This is a genomic window from Guyparkeria sp. SB14A (genome assembly GCF_005096345.1).
GTDB classification, from domain to species: Bacteria; Pseudomonadota; Gammaproteobacteria; order Halothiobacillales; family Halothiobacillaceae; genus Guyparkeria; species Guyparkeria hydrothermalis.
On the sequence record NZ_SWAW01000034.1, the window covers coordinates 1 to 19,803 of the forward strand.

The following is a 19,803-nucleotide window of genomic DNA, read 5'->3' on the forward strand; positions in this document are numbered from 1 at the left end:
AGGGGTGGGACGAGGTCTCCTACCGTCTGTGCTCTTTCATTTGAGCCAGAAGCGTCTTCTGTCCCTCCACCCCGACAAGCCCAGTTTTTGACTTGCCGGGGTAAACATACAAGCGCCTTCAGGCGCGGAACACCCGGATGTGTAATTTCGCGGCTAAAGCCGCTCCTACGCCAGGGCGGACGGTTCGAGTTCAACCAAGGTCGATATCGAACCACTCGGTGACGCGCACCCGGGCGAGGTGGATGCGGTAGACGGTTTCGCGGCTGATCCGGCCGCCCTGGAGACTGACGCGGAAACTCAGCCGGCGACAGCGCGGTTGCCGGGCGAGCACCTCCATTAGCGGGGTGTCGGCCAGGCCGGTAATCGCACGACGCAGGCGCGGGGTGAGTGGGCCGACCGCCTGGGTCAGGGCGTCGACCCGGACATCGCCGCTCTCCAGCCGGACGCGGCGTTCCCAGACGCGCGTGACCCTGGGGGTCGGCCAGCGGCCGGCGACGTGCCCGCGCCACCCCTCGTCGAGGCGGCGCACCACCACCGGGTGGCCAGTATGCCGATGCAACGCCCGCGTGAACGATCCGGTCGTGGTCGCCAGGCGACGTTGCGCGGGCGGGAGGCGGAACAGCCTCTGGTCACCCGCCGGCCGGGCCGTGGTGCGGAAGCAACCCAGGGCAAACCGGCTCATGGCGCCTCGGGGGCAAACACGGCGGCCCGCCCTTCTCCGCGTGGGTCGCTGGCCGCCTCGAGCCGGCCGTCGTCACGCCACCAGGCGACCGCCTGCATGTTGCCAAAGCCGTCATTGACCTCGATTCGGTGCCCCATCAACTCGAGTTCGGCGCGCTGTTCGTCGCTTAGCAGGCCGGGCTCGACCTCGATGCGATCCGGCAGGTACTGGTGATGGATGCGCGGCCCGGTCACCCAGTCGTCGAGGGGCTCGCCGCGGGTCGCCGCCAGCACGCCGCCGAGCACCATGGTGATGATGCGCGAACCACCGGGCGTGCCGAGCACGCCGACCAGATCGTCGCTGCGCACGAAGGTGGGTGACATGGAGGACAGCGGTCGCTTGCCCGGCTGAACCGCATTGGCCTCGGCGCCGACCAGCCCGTAGACATTGGGCACGCCGGGCTTCTGCGAGAAGTCGTCCATCTCGTCGTTCAGGAGCACGCCGGTGCCGGGCACGGTCACGCCGGCCCCGAAGGGGTAGTTGATCGAGAGGGTCGCGGCGACGTAGTTGCCATCCGCGTCCATCACGGAGAAATGCGTGGTGTGCGGTCCTTCCGGCTCGGTGACCACCGGGGCGAGGCTTGACGAGGGCGTGGCGTCGGTGGGCGAGATACCCACCGCCAGCCCGGCGGCGTAGTCGTCGCTGGTCAGCCGTTCGATCGGCATGTCGACGTAGTCCGGATCGCCCAGGTATTCGGCGCGATCACGGTAAGCACGACGCATCGCCTCGACCCGGTAGTGCAGGCCCAGCACGGACAGGTCGTCCAGCTCGCCGGCGCGGCGCGCGAGGGCGTCATAGGTGTTCAGCATCTGCGCGATGGCCACGCCACCGGAGGAAGGCGGCGCGGCGGAGACCACCTCGAAGCCGCGGAAGCGACTGATTACCGGCTCGCGCTCGACCACGCGGTAGCCAGCCAGGTCCGAGCGACACCAGATGCCGCCGGCCTTGCGCACCCCGTCGACCAGGCGACCGGCCAGCTCGCCCTGGTAAAAGCCGTCACGGCCCTCGATAGCGATGCGCTCGAGCGTCTCGGCAAGGTCCGGCTGGCGAATGACGTGGCCGATCTCCGGCAGCTTGCCCCCGTCGAGGAAGATCGAGCGACTGCCCGGGTCGGCGGCCAGCACCTCCTCGCGGAAACCGGCCAGGCGGCGATACATCTCGGTGACCTCGAAACCCTCGCGCGCGGCGCGGATGGCCGGATCGAGGGTCGTGGTCAGCGGCAGTGCGCCGTAATCGGCGGCCAGGTGATCGAGCGCGGCGGGAATGCCGGGGATGCCGGCGGCCAGCGCCCCGTCGACGGACCGATCGGGCTGGGGATTGCCCTCGTCGTCGAGATACATGTCGCGCGTCGCCTGCCCCGGCGCCCGCTCGCGGGCATCGAGCATCACGTCGCGCCCGCTCGCCGCGTCATGGAGCAGGTAGAAGCCGCCGCCACCCAGCCCGGAGCTGTACGGCTCGACCACGGCCAGCGCGGCGGTAATCGCCACCGCCGCGTCGAAGGCATTGCCGCCGGCCTCGAGCACCTCGCGCCCGGCCGCGGTGGCCATCGGATGGGCGGTGGCCACCGCGGCCTGCCCCGGTGACGTGGCGCTCGCCTGCACGAGCCCCCACGGCAGGAGAACGAGAACGATCGCGAGCCGGCGCAAGGCGTTCATGCTCAGCCCCCGCCGATCGCCTGGACGATCTCGACCCGGTCACCGTCGGCGACCACCGCACTGGCGTGCTCGGCGCGGGGGCGGATCTCGCCGTTGACCTCGATCGCGTAGCGCTTGCCGCTGGTGCCGGCGAGCGTGACCAGCGCCTCGAGCGTGGTGCCCTCGGGCACGTCGCGCGGCTCGCCGTTGAGTTCGATGCGTACCGTCGATTCAGCCATCCTGATTCCCCTCCACCGCCGGAACCGCCGCCCCGGCGCGATTGTCTCTACTGGTAGACTCCGGGACCGGCCGCCAGCCGGTCCCATCCAATTGTTCGAAGCCGACACCCATGAGCGAAACACCCTGGAGTGCAACACCTCGGGCCGCCTCCCCTGCGTCCCTCGCCCTGCCGTGGAGCGAGATCGACACCGTGCTGCTCGACATGGACGGCACGCTGCTCGACCTCGACTTCGACGCCCGCTTCTGGAAGGAGCACTTCCCGCGGCGCTACGTCGAACTGAGCGGGCTGGCCGAGCCCGAGGCGATGGCGCGCCTCAATGCCCGTTTCGAGGGCCTGCGCGGCCAGCTGGCCTGGTACTGCCTGGACGACTGGCACCGCGCGCTGGCGCCCGATTGCCGCAACGAGCTCGATCTCGTCGCCCTCAAGCGCGAGCTGGCCCACCACATCCGCTACCGCCACGGCGTACCCGATTTCCTCGAGCGCCTGGGCGTAGCGGGCAAGCAGCGCGTGCTGGTGACCAATGCCCACCCGGCCAGCGTCGATCTCAAGTTCGAGCGGGTCGATCTCGCCACGCGACTCGACCGCCTGTTCAACGCCCACGAGATCGGGGCGGCCAAGGAGTCGCCCCGCTTCTGGGACCGACTGGCCGAACAGTTGCACTTCGACCCCGATCGCACCCTGCTGGTCGACGACAACCTGGTGGCGCTGGCCGCCGCCGAGGACTTCGGCATCCGCCACCTGCGCGCGATCACGCTGCCCAACAGCCGCGGCGAGGCGATGGACACCGCGCCGTTCGAGCCGCTGGATGATTTCCTGGCCGCGACGGCGGTTCTGGCCGGCCGATAACGACGGCGAAAGCCTCGCCCCAAGGCTCCGTAGGAGCGGCTTTAGCCGCGAAAGGTCGCGACAGACACTTGGCATTCGCGGCTAAAGCCGCTCCTACAGAGGGCGTCGCGCGCCCCTCTTATTCGCCCTCGCTCGGCGGGACGTAGTCCTCGGGCTTGTCTTCCTTGCCCTCGAACAGGAATTTCTCCATCTCGCGGACCAGGAATTCGCGCGCCTTGGGGTCGATCGGCGTCAGGCGGTACTCGTTGATCAGCATGGTCTGGTGGCCCAACCACTGCTGCCAGGCCGCCTTGGAGATGTTGTTGTAGATGCGCTCGCCCAGCTCCCCCGGGTACGGCGGCTTGGGCAGGGCCTCGGCCTCGCATTGCAGGCGCTGGCAGAAGACGGTGCGGTCAGTCATGAAAACCTCGTTCGCGGCTCGAATGCATGGTGTGCGGCGATGATAACAGTGCCCCGCCGCCGGCGTTGAGGTTGGCCGGGTCGTCAGCCATCACCGAGCGAGGCGCGCCGCCGCTCGCGGATCAGGCGCTGGACGGGGGCCGGCAGACCGACCGGCGGGGCATCCGCCAGCCGCTCCGGGCGATGCCACTCGCCCTGCCCCTCGGCAAGGCCGCCGTGCTCGACCGTCACGCCCAGCACCTCGGCGTCCAGCTCGAAATGGCTGAACACGTGGCGCAGGAAACCCAGGTGGTGCCACTCGCCCTCTCGATGCAGACCCAGCCGGGCAATCCGCTCGTCGGCATCCTCGGCCCGCTCGACGATGGGCGGGCAGGCCAGCCCGCCCCAGATGCCGGTGGCGGGGCGCTTTTCCAGCAACAGCCGACCCTCGCCGTCCTCCAGCCACAGCAAGACGCGCCGGCGCACCGGCTTGGGCTTGCGTTGCCGGCGAACGGGCAACTCGCCCTGCCGATCCTGTCGTCGGGCCTCGCAGTCCTCACTGACCGGGCAGACAACGCAGCGTGGCTTGCCACGGCGACAGACGGTGGCGCCCAGGTCCATGATCGCCTGGGTGTAGTCGGCGGCACGGGTCGCGGGGGTGTGCTCGTCGGCCAGCGCCCACAGCCTGCGCTGCGTGGCGGCGGTTTCCTGCGGGGTGTCGATGGCGGCGTGCCGCGCGAGCACCCGCTTGACGTTGCCGTCCAGGATCACCGCACGGCGATCGAAGGCCTGGGCGACGATCGCCGCGGCGGTGGACGGGCCCACGCCCGGCAGGTCGGCCCAGCCGTCGACCGTCTCGGGCACGCCCGATTCCGCCAGGCGGCGCGCGGCGGCATGCAGGTTGCGGGCACGGGCGTAGTAACCCAGTCCCGACCAGAGCGAGAGCACGTCATCCGCCTCGGCCGCCGCGAGCGACTCAATATCGGGGAAGCGCGCCATGAAACGCTCGAAATACGGGATGACCGTGGCGACCTGGGTCTGCTGGAGCATGATCTCCGAGACCCACACCCGGTAGGGCGTGCGCGGGTGCTGCCACGGCAGGTCATGCCGACCGTGGTCGTCGAACCAGGCCAGCAGACGTTCGGCGAACGGGGCCGTCACGGTCCGCGGCGGGGCCGTTTGCCCGGTCGCGTGGCAGGCGATCGCTCCCGACTCACAGGCCGAAGCCCTTGAGCAGTTCCTTGACCGGCGCGGCATCGTCGCCGAGGCGCTTGTCGATCTCTTCCTCGACGCGAGTCTTGACCTCGCCCTTGGCCGCCTCGCGGGCCAGCGCCTCGAGGTCGAGCGAGATGGACGGATCGGCAAAGCTGCCCTGGATGCGAATCGGCACCGGCACCTGCTTGAGGCGCTCGAGCTCCTTGCCGCCCTGGCCGGTGGCGGTGTTCACGACGGTCGCGGTGACCTGGTAGTCGATCTGCTCGCGCGGCAGGTCGACCTCGCCCTTGCCGGCCACCCGCAGCAGCGGCGAGGCGCCGGCAAGATCGTCGTTGCGCACCACGCCGTTGCGGATGGTGGCCGTGCCGGTGATCGAGGTGAAGTCGGTGGACAGCTCCTCGGGTTCCGGCTCGGTCTTGCCCTCCAGGCGCGCCTGGGCCCGACGCAGCAGGTAGCCGATGTCGAAGCCCTTGATCTTGCCGTCGCGCAGGGCCATGTCCGCGGTACCGTCCAGGCCCGCCTTGAGCTGGTCGACCCGCTTGCCCTGGGTGGTGACGTCGAAGGCGACGTCGCCGCGACCAAGCAGTCGATCCTCGTCCATTACCGCGGTGAGCAGCGGCTGCAGCGCGACGCCCTGCACGCGCCCCTTGCCGGCGTAGCTCGGCACCTCGCCGCGCACGTCCAGCGCACCGCTGGCGTTGATCGAGCCGTCGAAGGCCTTGGCGGCCAGCTCCGCCAGTCGCAGCTGGCCGCCGGCGGCGGTCAGGTGCACCACCGGGCTGGTCAGGCGATAGTCCTCGTAGCGCAGGCTTTCCAGTTGCAGGCGGGCATCCAGGTTGAGCCCGCGCAGGGTCTCGACCGGCAAGTCGATCTCCGCGGTCTTGGCCGCGGCCTGACCCGACCCACTGCCACCGGACGACTCGCCGCCGTCCGTCTCTCCCGGGGCCTTGTCACCCGCGGCCTTCGGGGCGAGGTAGGGATTGACGTCGAGCTCACCGCCCTCGAGGCGCGCGAACAGGCGACCGGTCTCGAGGTTGTCGATGCCGGCACGCCCGGTCAGTGCGTTGCCGTCGAGCGTGACCCGCAGGTCGTCGAGCATCGCCCGCGACGGGGTGACGTCGATATGGCCGGAGAGCGCGACCTCGCGCAGGGCCTCGGCGGAGCGCATCTCGGGCAGGGTGATCCCCAGCCGATCGGCGAGCACGCGCGGATCGAAGGCCGCGACCTCGATCGGGCCGGCGGCGACCAGCTCACCGCTGTCGAGGCCGCTGACGTCGAGCCGACCGTTGGCCACGACCGGGTCGGAGGTCAGTTCGAGGTCGTCGATGGTCGCGGTCCCGGCCTGCATGTCCGCGGCCAGGGCGGCACTCGCCGCGACCTGCAGGGTCTCGCTCATCTCCGGCAGCCCCTTGAGGTCGGCCTCGATGCTGAGGCGCGGCAGCTCGTAGCGCCCGGCGGCCCAGTCGGCCTCGAGCACGGTCTCGAGACGGCTTTCCAGATAGGTGAGCGGCCCAACCGCCTTGCCGTTGAGATCCAGCACCACGCCGTCGAGCCGCGCCTGCGATTTCGCCAGGCGCACGTCGGCCTTCTCGACCTGCAGCATGGCCTCGATGCGCTCGGGCAGACCGGCCTCGCCGCCCGTCTCGCCCTCCTGGCTGGCGACGAGGTTGAGATCGAGCCCCTCGAACAGCATGTCCTGGCGATCGAGCCAGATCTGGGCACGGGTGGTGAGATCGACACTGCCGCTCATCGGCGGCATGTCGGGCATGGCCAGCCGGAAGCCGGAAACCAGCTCGATGTCGGTGGGCGCGCCGTCGGCCAGTTCGCCGGTGGTCAGGTCCAGGCCGTCGATGGTCAGCTGCTGGCCCGCCTGTTCGTCGCGCCAGTGCAGGGTGGCGTTGCGGATGTCCACGCCGCCGACGGTAAGCACCATCGCCGGGCCGTCACCGTCCTGCGGCTCGACCGTGTCCGGCTCGCCGCCCGCGGTCTCGGCCGACTCGGCGGAGCGCTCGACCAGGTCGTCCCAGTTGCTGCGCCCGTCCTCGTGGCGGGTCAGGTGGATCTCGGCGTCCTCGAGCAGCAGGGTGCCGATCTCGAATTCCCCGCGCAGCAACGGCAGCAGCGCGGCCTGGGCCTCGAGACGCTTGACCGTGACCATCGACTCGGGCTCGAATCCCTCGGCATTGGCCAGCACCACGTCCTCGGTCGCCGCGCCCAGCCAGGGGAAGATCGTCACGGACAGGTCGCCGTTGAACTGGATGCTGCGCCCGGTCTGCTTTTCCACCTGGGCGGCGATCTGCGGCTTGTAGTCGTTGGGATCGAAGGTCAGGGCGAAGGCGGTGATCGCCAGGATGGCGACCAGGACGATCGCGGCGAACAGCAGGCCAATGCGCTTGATCCATTTCATGCGGGGGCGTCCTCGAGTGTCGTTGGCCGGGCACGGTTACCCCGGAAACCCCGCTGGCTAACGTAGCTCGGGGCGCAATCCGGGCCACAATCCGGACTAGGATTGACTCAGACTTTAGCAGACAATATGTCCAGTCAGACCGGCCGTCTCCACGCATCGAACCGGCCGGCAATGCCGACATACACCGCCAGCGAATCGACCGACCATGAGCATCACCGTCCGCCTGTTTGCCAGCCTGCGCGAGCGCATCGGCTTTGACGAGACCCGCCTCGACGAGACCCCGGCCACCGTGGCCGAGGCCTGGCGGCGGGTTACCGACATCGAGCGCCCCAGCAACACCCTGGCGGCCGTCAACCACGAGTACGTCGACCTCGACCACCCGCTCGCGGATGGCGACGAGGTCGCCTTCTTCCCACCGGTGACCGGAGGCTGAGCGCCATGGCCAAGAAACCGTCCGCCAACGACATGCAGCGCGAGATGCGCCAGATCATCTCGCGACGCCGCCGGCTGATCCGCATCTGGCCGGTGATTGCCCTGCTGCTGGGTGCGATGACCGTCGGCTTCTACGTCTGGGCCTTTTTCCAGCGCCCCATCCTGGTCAACCCGCTGCACGTGCTCGAGCTGATGCAGAGCGGCAACCTCGATTCGGCCACCCAGGCCCTGCTCGCCGTGACCGCGCCGATGCTGTTCCTGGCCGTGGGGCTGCTGGTGCTCCTGCTGCTGGCCTTCGTCACCGCCGGACTGGTCAGCGAGGGACGACTGATGCGCGTGCTCGAGAAGAACCTCAGCCGCTGATCCGGCCACCCGCCCCACCTTCCGTCACACAACCGTCAAGACCAACGCGTAAACAGGCACTTGGCCGGGTTGCCAAACACCCCGGCGTCGCCTAAATGAAACGGGTCGGGCATGCACGCCCACCCACCAGCGGAGGTCAGGTCATGGCGATCACGAAAAAGCCGCTAAAGGTGCGCCCGGAGTGTCGCGTCACGTTCAGCTATCGGCCGAACGATGGCGAGAAACACCGCGTCGAGGTGCGTGGCGATTTCAACGGCTGGGGCGATGAAACGTTACCGCTCAAGCGCCAGCGCGACGGCAGCTACCGGACCACGGTCAGCCTGCCGCAGGGCGGCGAGTACGCGTTCCGCTATCTGATCGACGAGGAACGCTGGGACAACGACGAGGCCGCCGACGGCTACGTGCCCAACCCGTTCGGCACCGGCGACAACGGCCTGTTGCGGACGTGAGGTTTGGCGGGGCTCAGCCCCTGGTGAGGCGCAGGCGCTGCAGGCGCATCACCTCGCGGTCGATTAGCTGGCTGTCGCGCGGCGGCAGCGCAGCGAACTCCAGGCCGTAGACCATGCTCTTGCCCACGCCGGGGCGACGGTTGCGCACGATGAATTCCAGGCGCACGTCGATGCCGTCCCCCACCTTCAGGCGGGCGGCGGGCACCTCGTCGCCGGGCTTCAGGTTCGGGTCCTTGTCACCCACCACGCTCACGGCACAGCCGGTCGCCGACAGGTTGACCACGTGACCCGAGGTCACGGCCCGCCGCCCGGGGGTGCAGAAGGCGAGCGTGCCCGGCACGTCCGGCGGCAGGTCGATGCGGAATGCCGCGCGGCGCTGCAGGCGCTGCATCACCTCGGGGTAGCCGATGGCGAGGTAGCAGTCGCCGCCCTCTTCCCGGGTGACCAGATCGGTGGAGTAGAACCAGTTCAGGAGACCATCGATCACCGCCTGCAGGCGCACCCGCTTGGCGTGCAGCACGTGGCGCAGCACCACCGGGTCGGGGCAGTCGAGCACCAGCCGACGGGCCTCGGGCTCGTTGCCCACCACCTGGACCTGGCCCTGGAAGTCGGGATCGTCATCGGGGATCAGCCAGACGTGGCTGCGGGCCTCGAACAGCCGGCCGAGCGAGCGCTCGATGGTGCGGGGGGCGCGGACGGTTTTGATGTCCTGATCGTCCAAGACCGATGACTCCGGGTCCGTGGGTTCGGCCGGGCGGCGTGCGCCGCCCGAGCAGTAGCGCCGACAAGCATACCCATTTTGACCTCACCCTGCAGCCGCCCGACAACCGCATGCCGGCGCCGCTCGGCGGCCGTGGTTCGGTTGCCGCCGGCGATCGGTTACTATAGGCGCCGATTTTTGTCGCAGGGCGGCTCTGAATGCCTGGGACGTTCTTCCCAACCATTCAAAGACTTCCTGTCTCCGATATCCCGTTTACCCATTCGACTGACACAGAGGATTTTTCCATGTCTGATGCCAAGCGACTTTCGCAGTACCTGGCCGAACACCAGCGCCAGGGTCGCGTCGATGCCGACTTCGTCGGCCTGATCAGCGACGTGGCCGCCGGCTGCAAGCTGATCGCCGACCAGGTCGGCCGCGGCAACCTCATCGGCCTGCTGGGCTCGGCTGAGACCGAGAACGTCCAGGGCGAGACCCAGAAGAAGCTCGACATCATCTCCAACGACGAGTTCACCGACATCCTCACCGAGGGCGGCCACGTCGCCGGCCTGGCCTCCGAGGAAATGGACGAGGTCTACGACCTGCCGGCCGGCAAGCACCGCGGCCCGTACCTGTGCACCTACGACCCGCTGGACGGTTCGTCGAACATCGACGTCAACGTCACCGTCGGCACCATCTTCTCGGTCCTCAAGGCCCCCACCGGCAAGGAGAACCCGACCGAGGAAGACTTCATGCAGCCGGGCACCGAGCAGGTCGCCGCCGGTTACGTCACCTACGGCCCGTCCACCATCCTGGTCCTGACCATCGGTGACGGCGTCGACGGCTTCACGCTCGACCGCTCGGTCGGCGAGTTCAAGCTGACCCACCCGAACATGACCATCCCGGAAGACACCGCCGAGTTCGCCATCAACATGTCGAACATGCGTTTCTGGGACGCGCCGGTGAAGCGCTACGTCGACGAGTGCCTGGCCGGCAAGGAAGGCGAGCGCGACAAGGACTTCAACATGCGCTGGGTCGCCTCGATGGTCGCCGAAGTACACCGCATCCTGGTCCGCGGCGGCGTGTTCATGTACCCGATCGACAGCAAGCACCGCGAGCGCGGCGGCAAGCTGCGCCTGATGTACGAGGCGAACCCGATGTCCATGATCGTCGAGCAGGCCGGTGGCCTGTCGATCACCGGCCCGGACCGGATCATGACCATCGAGCCGGAAAAGCTGCACCAGCGCGTGCCGGTCATCCTGGGCTCCAAGAACGAAGTCCAGCGCATCTGGGACTACCACAAGGAAGGCTAAGGCCTTCCGGACAGTTCGGATACAAGAAAGCCCCGCGGGTCATCGACTCGCGGGGCTTTTTCTTGGGGAGAGCAAAGAAATCAGAAGTCAGGGGTCAGACAGCGTGCGCACCGCACCCCTCTGACTTCTTCCTTCTGCTTTCTGACGTCTCGTCAGCCGTAGCGTCCCGTGATGTAGTCCTCGGTCTGCTGCTTCTCCGGCGTGGAGAACATGGTCGCGGTGTCGTTATACTCGATCACCTTGCCGAGGTGGAAGAAGGCGGTGTAGTCGGCGACGCGCGCGGCCTGCTGCATGTTGTGGGTGACCACCACGATGGTGAAGTCCTGCTTCAGCTCGTGCATCAGCTCCTCGATCGTGGCCGTCGAGATCGGGTCGAGCGCGGAGGTGGGCTCGTCCATCAGGATCACGGAGGGCTGCACGGCAATCGTCCGCGCGATGCACAGACGCTGCTGCTGACCGCCGGAAAGCGAGGTGCCCGGCTTGTCGAGCTGGTCCTTGACCTCGTCCCACAGGCCGGCGGCCCTCAGGGAACGCTCGACCAGTTCGTCCTGCTCACTGCCCTTGGAGACGATGTCGTGCATGCGCGGCGCGTAGGCGATGTTCTCGTAGATGCTCTTCGGGAACGGGTTGGGCTTCTGGAACACCATGCCCACCTTCTTGCGCAGGGCGACCTCGTCGACCTGTTTGGAGAGCACGTTCTTGCCCTCCATCATGATCTCGCCCTCGGCGCGCACCGACGGGATCAGGTCGTTCATGCGATTCAGGCAGCGCAGGAAGGTCGACTTGCCGCAGCCCGACGGCCCGATCAGCGCGGTGATGTTGTTCTGGTAGACGTCCAGGTCGATGCCGTGCAACGCCTGCTTGTCGCCGTACCAGAGCTTGAGATCCCGCACGGTCAGCTCGAGATCGTGGGTGGTCTCCTGGTTGAAGGTGACCGGGGCGCCGGGGGATGCGAGTTTGGTTGTCATGCTCGCCGTACCTGTCGTTGGTTGACGTGTGGGAAAAAGTGGTTAGGCCGGAGGAGCCTCTGTGCGAGTCCGATGACGTTCTGCGCGCCCTGAGCCTGGCAGCTGCAAGGCGACCGCCCGCCGCGGAAGGGTTGCTCCCTTTCCAAGGGCGGCAACACAGCAGATGCCTGGCTCAGGGTGCGCCCGCAGGGGGCTGGCCGGCTCGCCTGATAACCGTTTCGCCAGCCCAGAGCGATATCGGACTCGTACAGAGGCTCCATCACCAGCGGTGCTCGAACTTCTTGCGCAGATAGACCGCGGTGGCGTTGAGCGTGATCAGCACCGACAGCAGCACGAGGATGCCGGCGGCGGTGCGCTCGACGTAGGCCGACTCGGGCATCCCGGCCCAAGTGAAGATCTGCGCCGGCAGCACGGTGGCCGCCTGGGTAAAGCTGCCCGGGGCATCCGGGATGTAGGCGATCATGCCAATGATGATCAGCGGCGCGGTCTCGCCCAGCGCCTGGGCCAGGCCGATGATCGAACCGGTGAGAATCCCGGGCATCGACAGCGGCAGGACGTGGTCGCGCACCGTCTGCCAGCGGGTCGCGCCCACGCCGTAGGCCGCCTGACGGATCGAGTCGGGCACGGCCCGAAGCGCCGCGCGCGAGGTAATGATGATGATCGGCAGGGTCATCAGGCCCAGCGTCAGGCCACCGGCCAAGGCCGAGGAGCGCGGCGCGCCGAAGAAGTTGATGAAGATCGCCAGACCCAGCAGACCGAACAGGATCGAGGGGATCGCGGCGAGGTTATTGATGTTGATCTCGAGAAAGCGCGTGAACCGATTGTCCGGCGCGAATTCCTCGAGGTAGACCGCCGTCATCACCCCCACCGGGAAGGCGAAGGCCAGGGTCACGATCAGCACCAGCACCGAGCCGATCGCCGCCGAGGCCAGGCCCGCCATCTCCGGGAGCTTGGAGTCGCCATTGGTGAAAAAGCCGGTGTTGAAACGCAGCTCGGCGCGTCCTTCCTCGACCATCCGGTCGATCACGGCAACCTGCTTGTCCTTGAGGCGCGCCTTGCCTCCCTTGAGGTACTGGTCGACCGCGTCGTCGGCCAGCACCCACTCGGTCTGCGTGGTACCCAGCAGCGAGTCGTCTTCCGCCATGCGCCCGGGGATCAGGCGCAGGTAACCGCGACTGACCAGCTCGCGGTAGTCCGCCTCGACCGCCGCCAGCGGCAGTTCGGCGGCCCGCTCGTTGTAGTCGACCTCCACCTGGATATAGGCCTGCTGGAAGGCCGGCATGCCCTTGATCAGCATGTCGGCGAGGAAGAACAGCAGGAAGATACCGGCGGCGATCAGCGCCGACATCGACAGCCATTTCATCCGGGCGGACTTGCGATGGCGCTTCTTCAGCTGGCGGGAGATGTCGTCGAGGGACTGGGCCATGACGGGACCTTTCCGGTGAATCGAATTACAGGTTGTTGACCGCGTACTTCTCGCGGAAGCGGCGGATCATCACGACCGAGACGAAATTGAGCGCCAGGGTGACCACGAACAGCATCAGGCCGAGGGCAAAGGCCGAGAGCGTGGCCGCGGACTCGAACTCGTTGTCGCCGGTCAGCGCCGAGACGATGCTCACGGTCACCGTGGTCATGTCCTCGAGCGGATTGGCCGTGAGGTTGGGGCGCATGCCCGCGGCCATGACCACGATCATGGTCTCGCCCAGCGCGCGCGAGACACCCAGCAGCGTTGCCGAGACGATGCCCGGCAGCGCGGCGGGCAGCACCACGTGGCGAATGGTCTCGTTGCGGGTGGTGCCCAATGCCAGCGAGCCCTGGCGCATGGCCGTGGGCACCGAGCTGATCACGTCGTCGGACAGCGAGGAGATGAACGGGATGATCATGATGCCCATGACGATCCCGGGCGCCAGCGCGTTGTTGAACGAGGCCTCCAGCCCGACCGAGTCAGCGGCCGAGACGATCAGCGGGGCGACCGTGATCGCGGCGAAGAAGCCGTAGACGACGGTCGGGATGCCGGCGAGGACCTCGAGCACCGGCTTGGCGACGTCGCGCACCTTGGACGGCGCGTACTCGGACATGTAGATCGCCGCCGAGACCCCGATGGGCACGGCCACCAGCATGGCGATGGCGGTGATCATGAACGTGCCGGCGAACAGCGGCAGGGCGCCGAAGTTGCCCGACGGGCCTTCCGAGGCCTCGGCCCGTCCGGCGCCTTCGAGGAAGGCGTCGCCCGGCGCCCAGTTGGTGCCGGTAATGAAGTACCAGAAGCTTTCCATCTGGAAGAAGCGGATCGCCTCGAACAGGATGGAGAACAGGATGCCGAAGGTCGCGAGGATCGAGATCGACGCCGCGCCGATCAGCACCCACTTGACCGCCCGCTCGAGCGAGTCACGGGCGCGGAGCTCCGGGCGGACCCGGTTGAGGCCGACGAACAACCCGAAGGCGCCCAGGCCCAGCGCGCCGACCACGGCCAGCCAGCCGGGGAAGGCGCTTTCGAACACGCCCAGCACGATGGCCGCGAGCATCGCGACGACCACCGCCGGGCCGGCCGCGCTCAACACGGTGAACCAGGCGTACTGATCCGGCTGGGAATGCATGTGCGCCCCGCCGGCGCGAACCCGGGCGGCCTTGGAGCGACCGAGGAAGAACCCCAGCACCCCGAGGAATAGCACCCCGGCGAAGAACGTCATCAGTATCTGGTCGGTCTGCATGACAGCGTGTTCCGTCTTGTCGGTGGCCGATGATCCCGGGCATCCGGTCGATCGTCGGCTCAGGCGGTCGTATGTAGGCGGCCCATTATTGAGAACCTGGCTCCTGTTGCAAGCATTCGGTCATCGAAAGGCCAAACGCTTGCGACAAGGGAAACGCTGCACGATTCGATAGCGCCTCTGCGGGACCGCCAAGGGCCCAGTTGCAAGGCGCAGTCCGCCGCGAATGGCTGTGGCCATTCACAAGGGCTGCAACACCGAAAATGGGCCCTTGGCGGCCCGCCCGAAGGGGCTTGCGGGTTTGCCCGCACTCGGCGTTGGAGCCCCTCGCCGGGCAACAAGCCCGCCTTCGGCGCGGCGCCTTGATTGCGAACAAACCCGCAAGCCAGAGGTGCCATCGAATCGTGCAGCGTTTCCCAAGAGAAAGCCGGCAGATTGACCTGCCGGCTTTCCCCATCCCTGGGAGGGCGTCCCTGCCCCGTCCCTGGGGCGCATCCTTCGCTTACTTGAGATCGGACAGCTGAAGCTTCTTGCGCTCGGCAACCGACGTCTGCAGTTCCTCGAGCTCTGCCTGCGGCAGCGGGATCAGGCCGATGCCCTTGAGGTAACCCAGGTCGCTGAGCATCTTGTCGCTCATGAACAGGTCGACGTAGTCGGCCATGGCCGGGACGTCGTCGGCGTGGCTGTTCTTGATGTAGAAGAACAGCGAACGGGAGACCGGGTACTCACCCGAACCGATGGCTTCCGGCTCCGGCGCAACGCCGTCGATGTTCGAGCCGACCAGCTTGTCGCTGTTTTCCTCGAGGAAGGAGTAACCGAAGATGCCGAAGGCGTCGGTGTCGTTCTCGAGCTTCTGAACGATCAGGTTGTCGTTCTCGCCGGCGTCGATGTAGGCACCGTCCTTGCGCAGGTTGGCGTAGCCTTCGTTGCCGTAGGCTTCCATCTCTTCGGTCACGGCCTCGAGTACCAGCTCCTCGAAGGCGTCACGGGTGCCGGACGTGGTCGGCGGGCCGTAGACGCGGATCTCGCGATCCGGCAGCGAGGAGTCGATGTCGCTCCACTTCTTGTACGGGTTCTCGACCAGCTTGCCGTCGACCGGCACCTGCTCGAGCAGCGCCATGGCGATCTGCTCGCGGCTCAGGCTGACCTTGTCGTTGGTGTTGCTCTGGGCGAAGGCGATGCCGTCGTAGCCGATCATGGCCTCGGTGATGTCGGTGACGCCGTTTTCCTGGCAGCGCTCGAACTCGGACGGCTTCATCCGACGCGAGGCATTGGTGATGTCCGGGGTGTCCAGGCCGTTGCCTTCGCAGAACAGCTTCATGCCGCCGCCGGAACCGGTGGACTCGATGACCGGGGTCGGCCAGTCGGTGGTCGCGCCCAGCTCTTCAGCGACGTAGCTGGCGAACGGGAAGACGGTGGACGAACCGACGATGCGGATCTGGTCACGGGCGTGGGCCGTGCTGATGGAGGCGGCCATGACGGCGGCCAGGCCAATGCTGGTTACGGCAAACGGTTTCATACGGGAAATACCTCAGTTGGTTTCAACACAACGCGATTGAGGAAGTGGAGTCTGAGGATCGTTTGTGACAGCAAGATGAAAGTGTGACAACGGTTCGGTGACAGCGAAACAGAGACTGGTGAGAGGTGAGAGGTGAGAGCGGGATGGTGACGCCGTCAGGCTCGCCATCACGTCTTTTCACTGATGTCTTCCTTCTGACTTCTTCCTTCTGACCTCTGACTTCTCCGCCTAAGGCGGCGGCCATCAGGCCGCCGTCGGCGGCCGGACCCGGAACCAGACCGCGTACATCGCCGGCAGGAACACGATGGTCAGGACGGTGCCGACGGCGATCCCGCCGATCAACGTGACCGCCAGCGGCCCCCAGAAGGTGCTGGCGGTGAGCGGCACGAAGGCGAGGACCGCGGCCAGGGCGGTCAGCACCACGGGCCGGGCCCGCCGGATGGTCGCCTCGATCACCGCGGTGTGGCGGTCGTCGCCGGCGCGACGGTTCTCGTCGATCTGCCCGACCAGGATCAGGGTGTTGCGCATCAGGATACCCGCCAGCCCGATCAGCCCCAGCAACGCGACGAAGCCGAACGGCTGGTTGAACAGCGCCAGGGCACCGGCCGCGCCGATCAGGCCCAGCGGGGCGGTCAGGAGCACCATGAACAGCCCCGGGAACGAGCGCATGTTGAGCATCAGCAGGGTGAGCATCAGCACCACCATCAAGGGCATCACCACCTTGATCGAGTCCTGCGCCCGGCCCGACTGCTCGACGGTGCCGCCGATCTCGATGCGGTAGCCGGCCGGCAGGTCGGCGCGCAGCTCGGCCAGGTCGTCCCAGCTGGCGAAGGTGGCATCCGGCGGCTGGGCGCCACGGATCTCGGCGTTGACGTTGAGATACGGGGTCTGGTTACGCCGCTTGAACACCGGCAGTTCGGTCTGCACCTCGATCTCGCCGAGCTGCGCCAGCGGCACGCTGGACCCGTCGGCCAGGCGAATCGGCAGGCTCTCGAGCCGGGCCGGGTCGCGTGCCACGGCCGGCTCGGCCCGCACCAGCACCTCGATGCCGCGGATACCCTCGCGCAACTCGGTGGCCACCTGGCCGTTGATCAGCCGGGCCAGCTGTTCCTGGACCCCGACCGGCGTCAGGCCCAGCGCGGCCAGCCGCGCCGGGTCGAGCGACAGCGACAGGGTGGGCACCTGCCGCCCCCATTCCAGGTGCGGGTCGACCAGGTGCGGGTTTTCGGCCATCACGGCGCGCACCCGCTCGCCGATCGTCAGCAGTTCCTCGATCTCCGGCCCCATCACGCGGAACTGCACCGGCCAAACCACCGGCGGACCGTAGAGCAGCGGGTGCGGGCGCACGCGCGCCTCCGGGAAGGCACCCTCGCTGATCATCGTCTCCAGGCGGGCGCTCAGGGCCTCGCGCGCCTCGGCGTCGTGGGTGACGGCGATGATCTTGGCGAAGGCGGGATCGGGCAGCTCGGGGTTGAGCGCGAGGAAGAAGCGCGGCGCGCCGCGGCCGATATAGGTCGAGAGCGATTCGAGCGCCGGGTCGTCCTCGATCGCCGCGGCCACCCGTTCGGCCACCTCGCGGGTCGCGGCGATCGAGCTGCCCTCGGGCAGCTGGATGTCGATCAGCAACTCGGGGCGATCGGAACTGGGGAAGAACTGCTTGGCCACCCCCTGCCCCATCAGTACCGCCGAGCCGGCGAACAGCAGCAGGGTGCCGCCGACCACCCACCAGCGATGCGCGACGCAACCGGTGACCAGCCAGCGCAGTGCCCGGTAGGCCCGCCCGGTGTACATCTCGCCCGGCGACGGCTCGATGCGCGGCAACAGCTTCACGCCCAGGTACGGCGTGAACACCACGGCAACGAACCACGAGGCGATCAGCGAGATACCCAGGATCCAGAAGATATTGCCGGCGTACTCGCCCACGTTCGACTGGGCAAAGCCGATCGGCACGAAGCCGACCACGGTGACCAGGGTGCCCACCAGCATCGGCATGGCGGTGACCGTCCAGGCATGCCCCGCCGCCGCGATGCGATCGGCGCCCTCCTCGAGCTTCACCAGCATCATCTCGATGGCGATGATGGCATCGTCCACCAGCAGGCCCAGCGACAGGATCAACGCCCCGAGGGTGATCCGATCGAGGTTCTTGCCGGTCACCTGCATCACCACGAAGGTCACGGCCAGGGTCAGCGGCACGGCCAGCGCGACCACCAGCCCGGCGCGCAACCCCAGGGCCAGGAAGCCCACCAGCATCACCACGCCCAGGGCGAGCAGGAACTTGATCTGGAAGGTATCGACCGCGAGGCGAATCGCATCGGCCTGGTTGGTGACCTTCTCGAGTGCCACGCCGGCCGGCAGCCCGGCGGCGACACGCTCCTCGAAGGCCGACAGGCGCTCGCCGAGCGCCAGGCCGTTGACGTTGTCCTCCATGATCACGCCCACCATCAGGGCGCGCTCGCCGTTGTTCTCGACCATGAAGGCGGGCGGATCGGCCAATCGACGCGAGACCTCGGCCACGTCCGAGACGCGCAGCACCCGCCCGTCGATGGTCAGCGGGGTGGCCGCGATGCGCTCGATGGTCTCGGGCCCGTCGGCATCCAGTCCCGGCCCGACCCGCAGGTAGAGTCGCGGGCCGTCCGTCTCGATCAGGCCGCGGCCGGTCAGGCGGTTCTGCCCGTCGATGGCCGCCGCGACCGACTCGACGCTCAATCCCATCGACTGGATGCGGGCCGGGTCGAGGCGGATCTCGACCCGGTCGTCCTGCTCGCCGATCAGGTGGGCCTTGTCGACGCCCTCGACCCGGAGCGCCTCGCGCCGCAGCGTCTCGGCGGCATCCACCAGCGTGCGCTGATCCACCCCCGGCGCGGTCAGGGCGTAGAGCGTGAAATAGACGTCGGAGAAGTCGTCGTTGAAGAACGGCCCGGCGACCCCGGGGGGCAGTTGCGGGCCGGCATCGGAGAGGTGCTTGCGCACCTGGTAGAAGACGTCATTGACCGCCTCGGGCGGGGTGGCTTCCTCGAAGTTGATGCGCAGATACACCGACCCGGGCCGGGCAATGGTCTCGACGAAGTCGAAGTAGGGCACGTTGTCGAGCGCGCGCTCCAGCGGCTCGCCCACCTGCTCCTGCATCTCGCGGGCCGTCGCGCCATCCCAGTGCGCTTCGGCGAGCATCACCTTGAGGGTGAAGGCCGGGTCCTCTGCCCGCCCCAGCGAGACGAAGGCATACAGCCCGGCGAGGGCGACCAGCAGGATCAGGTAGAGGGTGATCGACCGCTCGCGGACCGCCAGCGCGGAGAGATTGAAACGGCTGACGACCGACTGGCTCAAGGCGCGGTCTCCTCGGCCTCGTCCCCCGCCCCGGCCGCCACCTCGTCGCCGCGGCGCGGCGTGACGGCCTGGCCGTCGTGAAGGCGATTGACCCCGGCGATCACCACCAGTACGCCCGCCGGCAAATCGGACTCGATCACGGCATAACCGGCCTCGATGCGCAGCACGCGCACGGATGCGGCCTCGACCCGGCCATCGACCACCCGGAACACCCGCGCCTCGTCGTCACGGGCGAAGACGGCACCGACCGGCACGCGCCGCTGCGAGATCTCGGACCGGAACGCCAGCGTGGCGGTCTGGCCCAGCGACCAGGGCCGTCCGTCGGCCGCGGGCAGGCGATAACGGGCGGCGAACGTCCGGCTGGCCGGATCGGCCGCGCCGCTCACCGAGTCGAGCGTGGCCTCGAGCTCGACGTCATCGCCCTCGAGATGGGCCCTCGCCGTGTCGGGCAGACCGGCGAGCCGCTGCTCGGGCACATCCACCTCGACCAGCCGGCCGTCGTCGGCCGCCAGCCGTACCGCCGGCTGGCCGGTGGCCACCACGTCACCGGCGTCGGCGACCAGCTCGATCACCACGCCGCCGGAAGGG

The 19,803-nt window shown here is 68.1% G+C and carries 18 protein-coding genes; 5 read left to right on the forward strand and 13 right to left on the reverse strand.

Annotated elements, in window-relative coordinates:
* Positions 1-190: 190 nt before the first annotated feature.
* Genes FAZ79_RS10110 through thiS form a run of 3 tightly spaced genes read right to left on the reverse strand, consistent with a single transcriptional unit; the run spans position 191 to position 2,594 of the window.
* A complete protein-coding gene (locus FAZ79_RS10110; protein ID WP_136867848.1) occupies positions 191-682 on the reverse strand; it encodes a hypothetical protein in 492 nt (163 codons plus the stop codon).
* The gene (gene ggt, locus FAZ79_RS10115; protein WP_136867849.1) at positions 679-2,376 is read right to left on the reverse strand and encodes a gamma-glutamyltransferase; all 1,698 of its coding nucleotides are present in this window, start codon (positions 2,374-2,376) and stop codon (positions 679-681) included. Before ggt ends, FAZ79_RS10110 begins: the two co-directional genes overlap by 4 nt.
* 2 nt (positions 2,377-2,378) lie before the next feature.
* Positions 2,379-2,594 carry a sulfur carrier protein ThiS gene (gene thiS, locus FAZ79_RS10120; protein ID WP_136867850.1) on the reverse strand — a complete coding sequence of 72 codons (216 nt, stop codon included), beginning with the start codon at positions 2,592-2,594 and terminating at the stop codon, positions 2,379-2,381.
* A gap of 110 nt (positions 2,595-2,704) precedes the next feature.
* Here thiS and FAZ79_RS10125 point away from each other — a divergent pair, with 110 nt between their 5' ends.
* The gene (locus FAZ79_RS10125; RefSeq protein ID WP_136867851.1) at positions 2,705-3,442 is read left to right on the forward strand and encodes an HAD-IA family hydrolase; all 738 of its coding nucleotides are present in this window, start codon (positions 2,705-2,707) and stop codon (positions 3,440-3,442) included.
* Between the two features lie 118 nt (positions 3,443-3,560).
* Here the strand turns inward: FAZ79_RS10125 and FAZ79_RS10130 are convergent, their stop codons facing one another.
* From FAZ79_RS10130 to FAZ79_RS10140, 3 genes are all read right to left on the reverse strand, one after another.
* Entirely contained in the window at positions 3,561-3,842 is a 282-nt protein-coding gene (locus FAZ79_RS10130) for an oxidative damage protection protein (RefSeq protein ID WP_136867852.1), read from the reverse strand.
* 83 nt (positions 3,843-3,925) lie between these two features.
* Entirely contained in the window at positions 3,926-4,981 is a 1,056-nt protein-coding gene (mutY, locus tag FAZ79_RS10135) for an A/G-specific adenine glycosylase (protein ID WP_247709540.1), read from the reverse strand.
* Between the two features lie 52 nt (positions 4,982-5,033).
* Positions 5,034-7,442: an AsmA family protein gene (locus FAZ79_RS10140; protein WP_136867854.1), complete on the reverse strand. Its 2,409-nt coding sequence runs from the start codon at positions 7,440-7,442 to the stop codon at positions 5,034-5,036.
* A gap of 205 nt (positions 7,443-7,647) precedes the next feature.
* Between FAZ79_RS10140 and FAZ79_RS10145 the strand changes: the two genes are divergently transcribed.
* The 3 genes from FAZ79_RS10145 to FAZ79_RS10155 all read left to right on the forward strand — a co-directional run bounded on the left by FAZ79_RS10145 (position 7,648) and on the right by FAZ79_RS10155 (position 8,686).
* Positions 7,648-7,875 carry a MoaD/ThiS family protein gene (locus FAZ79_RS10145; protein ID WP_136867855.1) on the forward strand — a complete coding sequence of 76 codons (228 nt, stop codon included), beginning with the start codon at positions 7,648-7,650 and terminating at the stop codon, positions 7,873-7,875.
* Between the two features lie 5 nt (positions 7,876-7,880).
* Positions 7,881-8,237 (forward strand): hypothetical protein, encoded by a 357-nt coding sequence (locus FAZ79_RS10150; RefSeq protein ID WP_136867856.1) that lies wholly within the window; start codon positions 7,881-7,883, stop codon positions 8,235-8,237.
* Between the two features lie 143 nt (positions 8,238-8,380).
* The gene (locus tag FAZ79_RS10155; RefSeq protein WP_136867857.1) at positions 8,381-8,686 is read left to right on the forward strand and encodes an isoamylase early set domain-containing protein; all 306 of its coding nucleotides are present in this window, start codon (positions 8,381-8,383) and stop codon (positions 8,684-8,686) included.
* A gap of 13 nt (positions 8,687-8,699) precedes the next feature.
* Here the strand turns inward: FAZ79_RS10155 and FAZ79_RS10160 are convergent, their stop codons facing one another.
* Complete coding sequence (locus FAZ79_RS10160) at positions 8,700-9,407, reverse strand: PilZ domain-containing protein (RefSeq protein WP_136867858.1); 708 nt, start codon at positions 9,405-9,407, stop codon at positions 8,700-8,702.
* 284 nt (positions 9,408-9,691) lie between these two features.
* On the opposite strand from FAZ79_RS10160, the gene FAZ79_RS10165 reads away from it, so the two are divergent.
* Positions 9,692-10,696 (forward strand): class 1 fructose-bisphosphatase, encoded by a 1,005-nt coding sequence (locus tag FAZ79_RS10165; protein ID WP_136867859.1) that lies wholly within the window; start codon positions 9,692-9,694, stop codon positions 10,694-10,696.
* 152 nt (positions 10,697-10,848) lie between these two features.
* Here FAZ79_RS10165 and pstB read toward each other — a convergent pair whose 3' ends face one another.
* The 6 genes from pstB to FAZ79_RS10195 form a co-directional block, all read right to left on the reverse strand.
* A complete protein-coding gene (gene pstB / locus FAZ79_RS10170; RefSeq protein ID WP_136867860.1) occupies positions 10,849-11,664 on the reverse strand; it encodes a phosphate ABC transporter ATP-binding protein PstB in 816 nt (271 codons plus the stop codon).
* A 259-nt stretch (positions 11,665-11,923) separates the two neighbouring features.
* Positions 11,924-13,090 carry a phosphate ABC transporter permease PstA gene (gene pstA, locus FAZ79_RS10175; RefSeq protein ID WP_136867861.1) on the reverse strand — a complete coding sequence of 389 codons (1,167 nt, stop codon included), beginning with the start codon at positions 13,088-13,090 and terminating at the stop codon, positions 11,924-11,926.
* 25 nt (positions 13,091-13,115) lie between these two features.
* A complete protein-coding gene (gene pstC / locus FAZ79_RS10180) occupies positions 13,116-14,375 on the reverse strand; it encodes a phosphate ABC transporter permease subunit PstC (RefSeq protein WP_136867862.1) in 1,260 nt (419 codons plus the stop codon).
* A gap of 499 nt (positions 14,376-14,874) precedes the next feature.
* Complete coding sequence (locus tag FAZ79_RS10185; protein ID WP_136867863.1) at positions 14,875-15,891, reverse strand: PstS family phosphate ABC transporter substrate-binding protein; 1,017 nt, start codon at positions 15,889-15,891, stop codon at positions 14,875-14,877.
* Between the two features lie 243 nt (positions 15,892-16,134).
* Complete coding sequence (locus tag FAZ79_RS10190) at positions 16,135-19,215, reverse strand: efflux RND transporter permease subunit (RefSeq protein ID WP_136867864.1); 3,081 nt, start codon at positions 19,213-19,215, stop codon at positions 16,135-16,137.
* Positions 19,212-19,803, reverse strand: a 592-nt coding sequence (locus FAZ79_RS10195; protein WP_136867865.1) for an HlyD family efflux transporter periplasmic adaptor subunit, incomplete at its 5' end; no start/stop codon positions are given. The genes FAZ79_RS10190 and FAZ79_RS10195, both read right to left, overlap by 4 nt.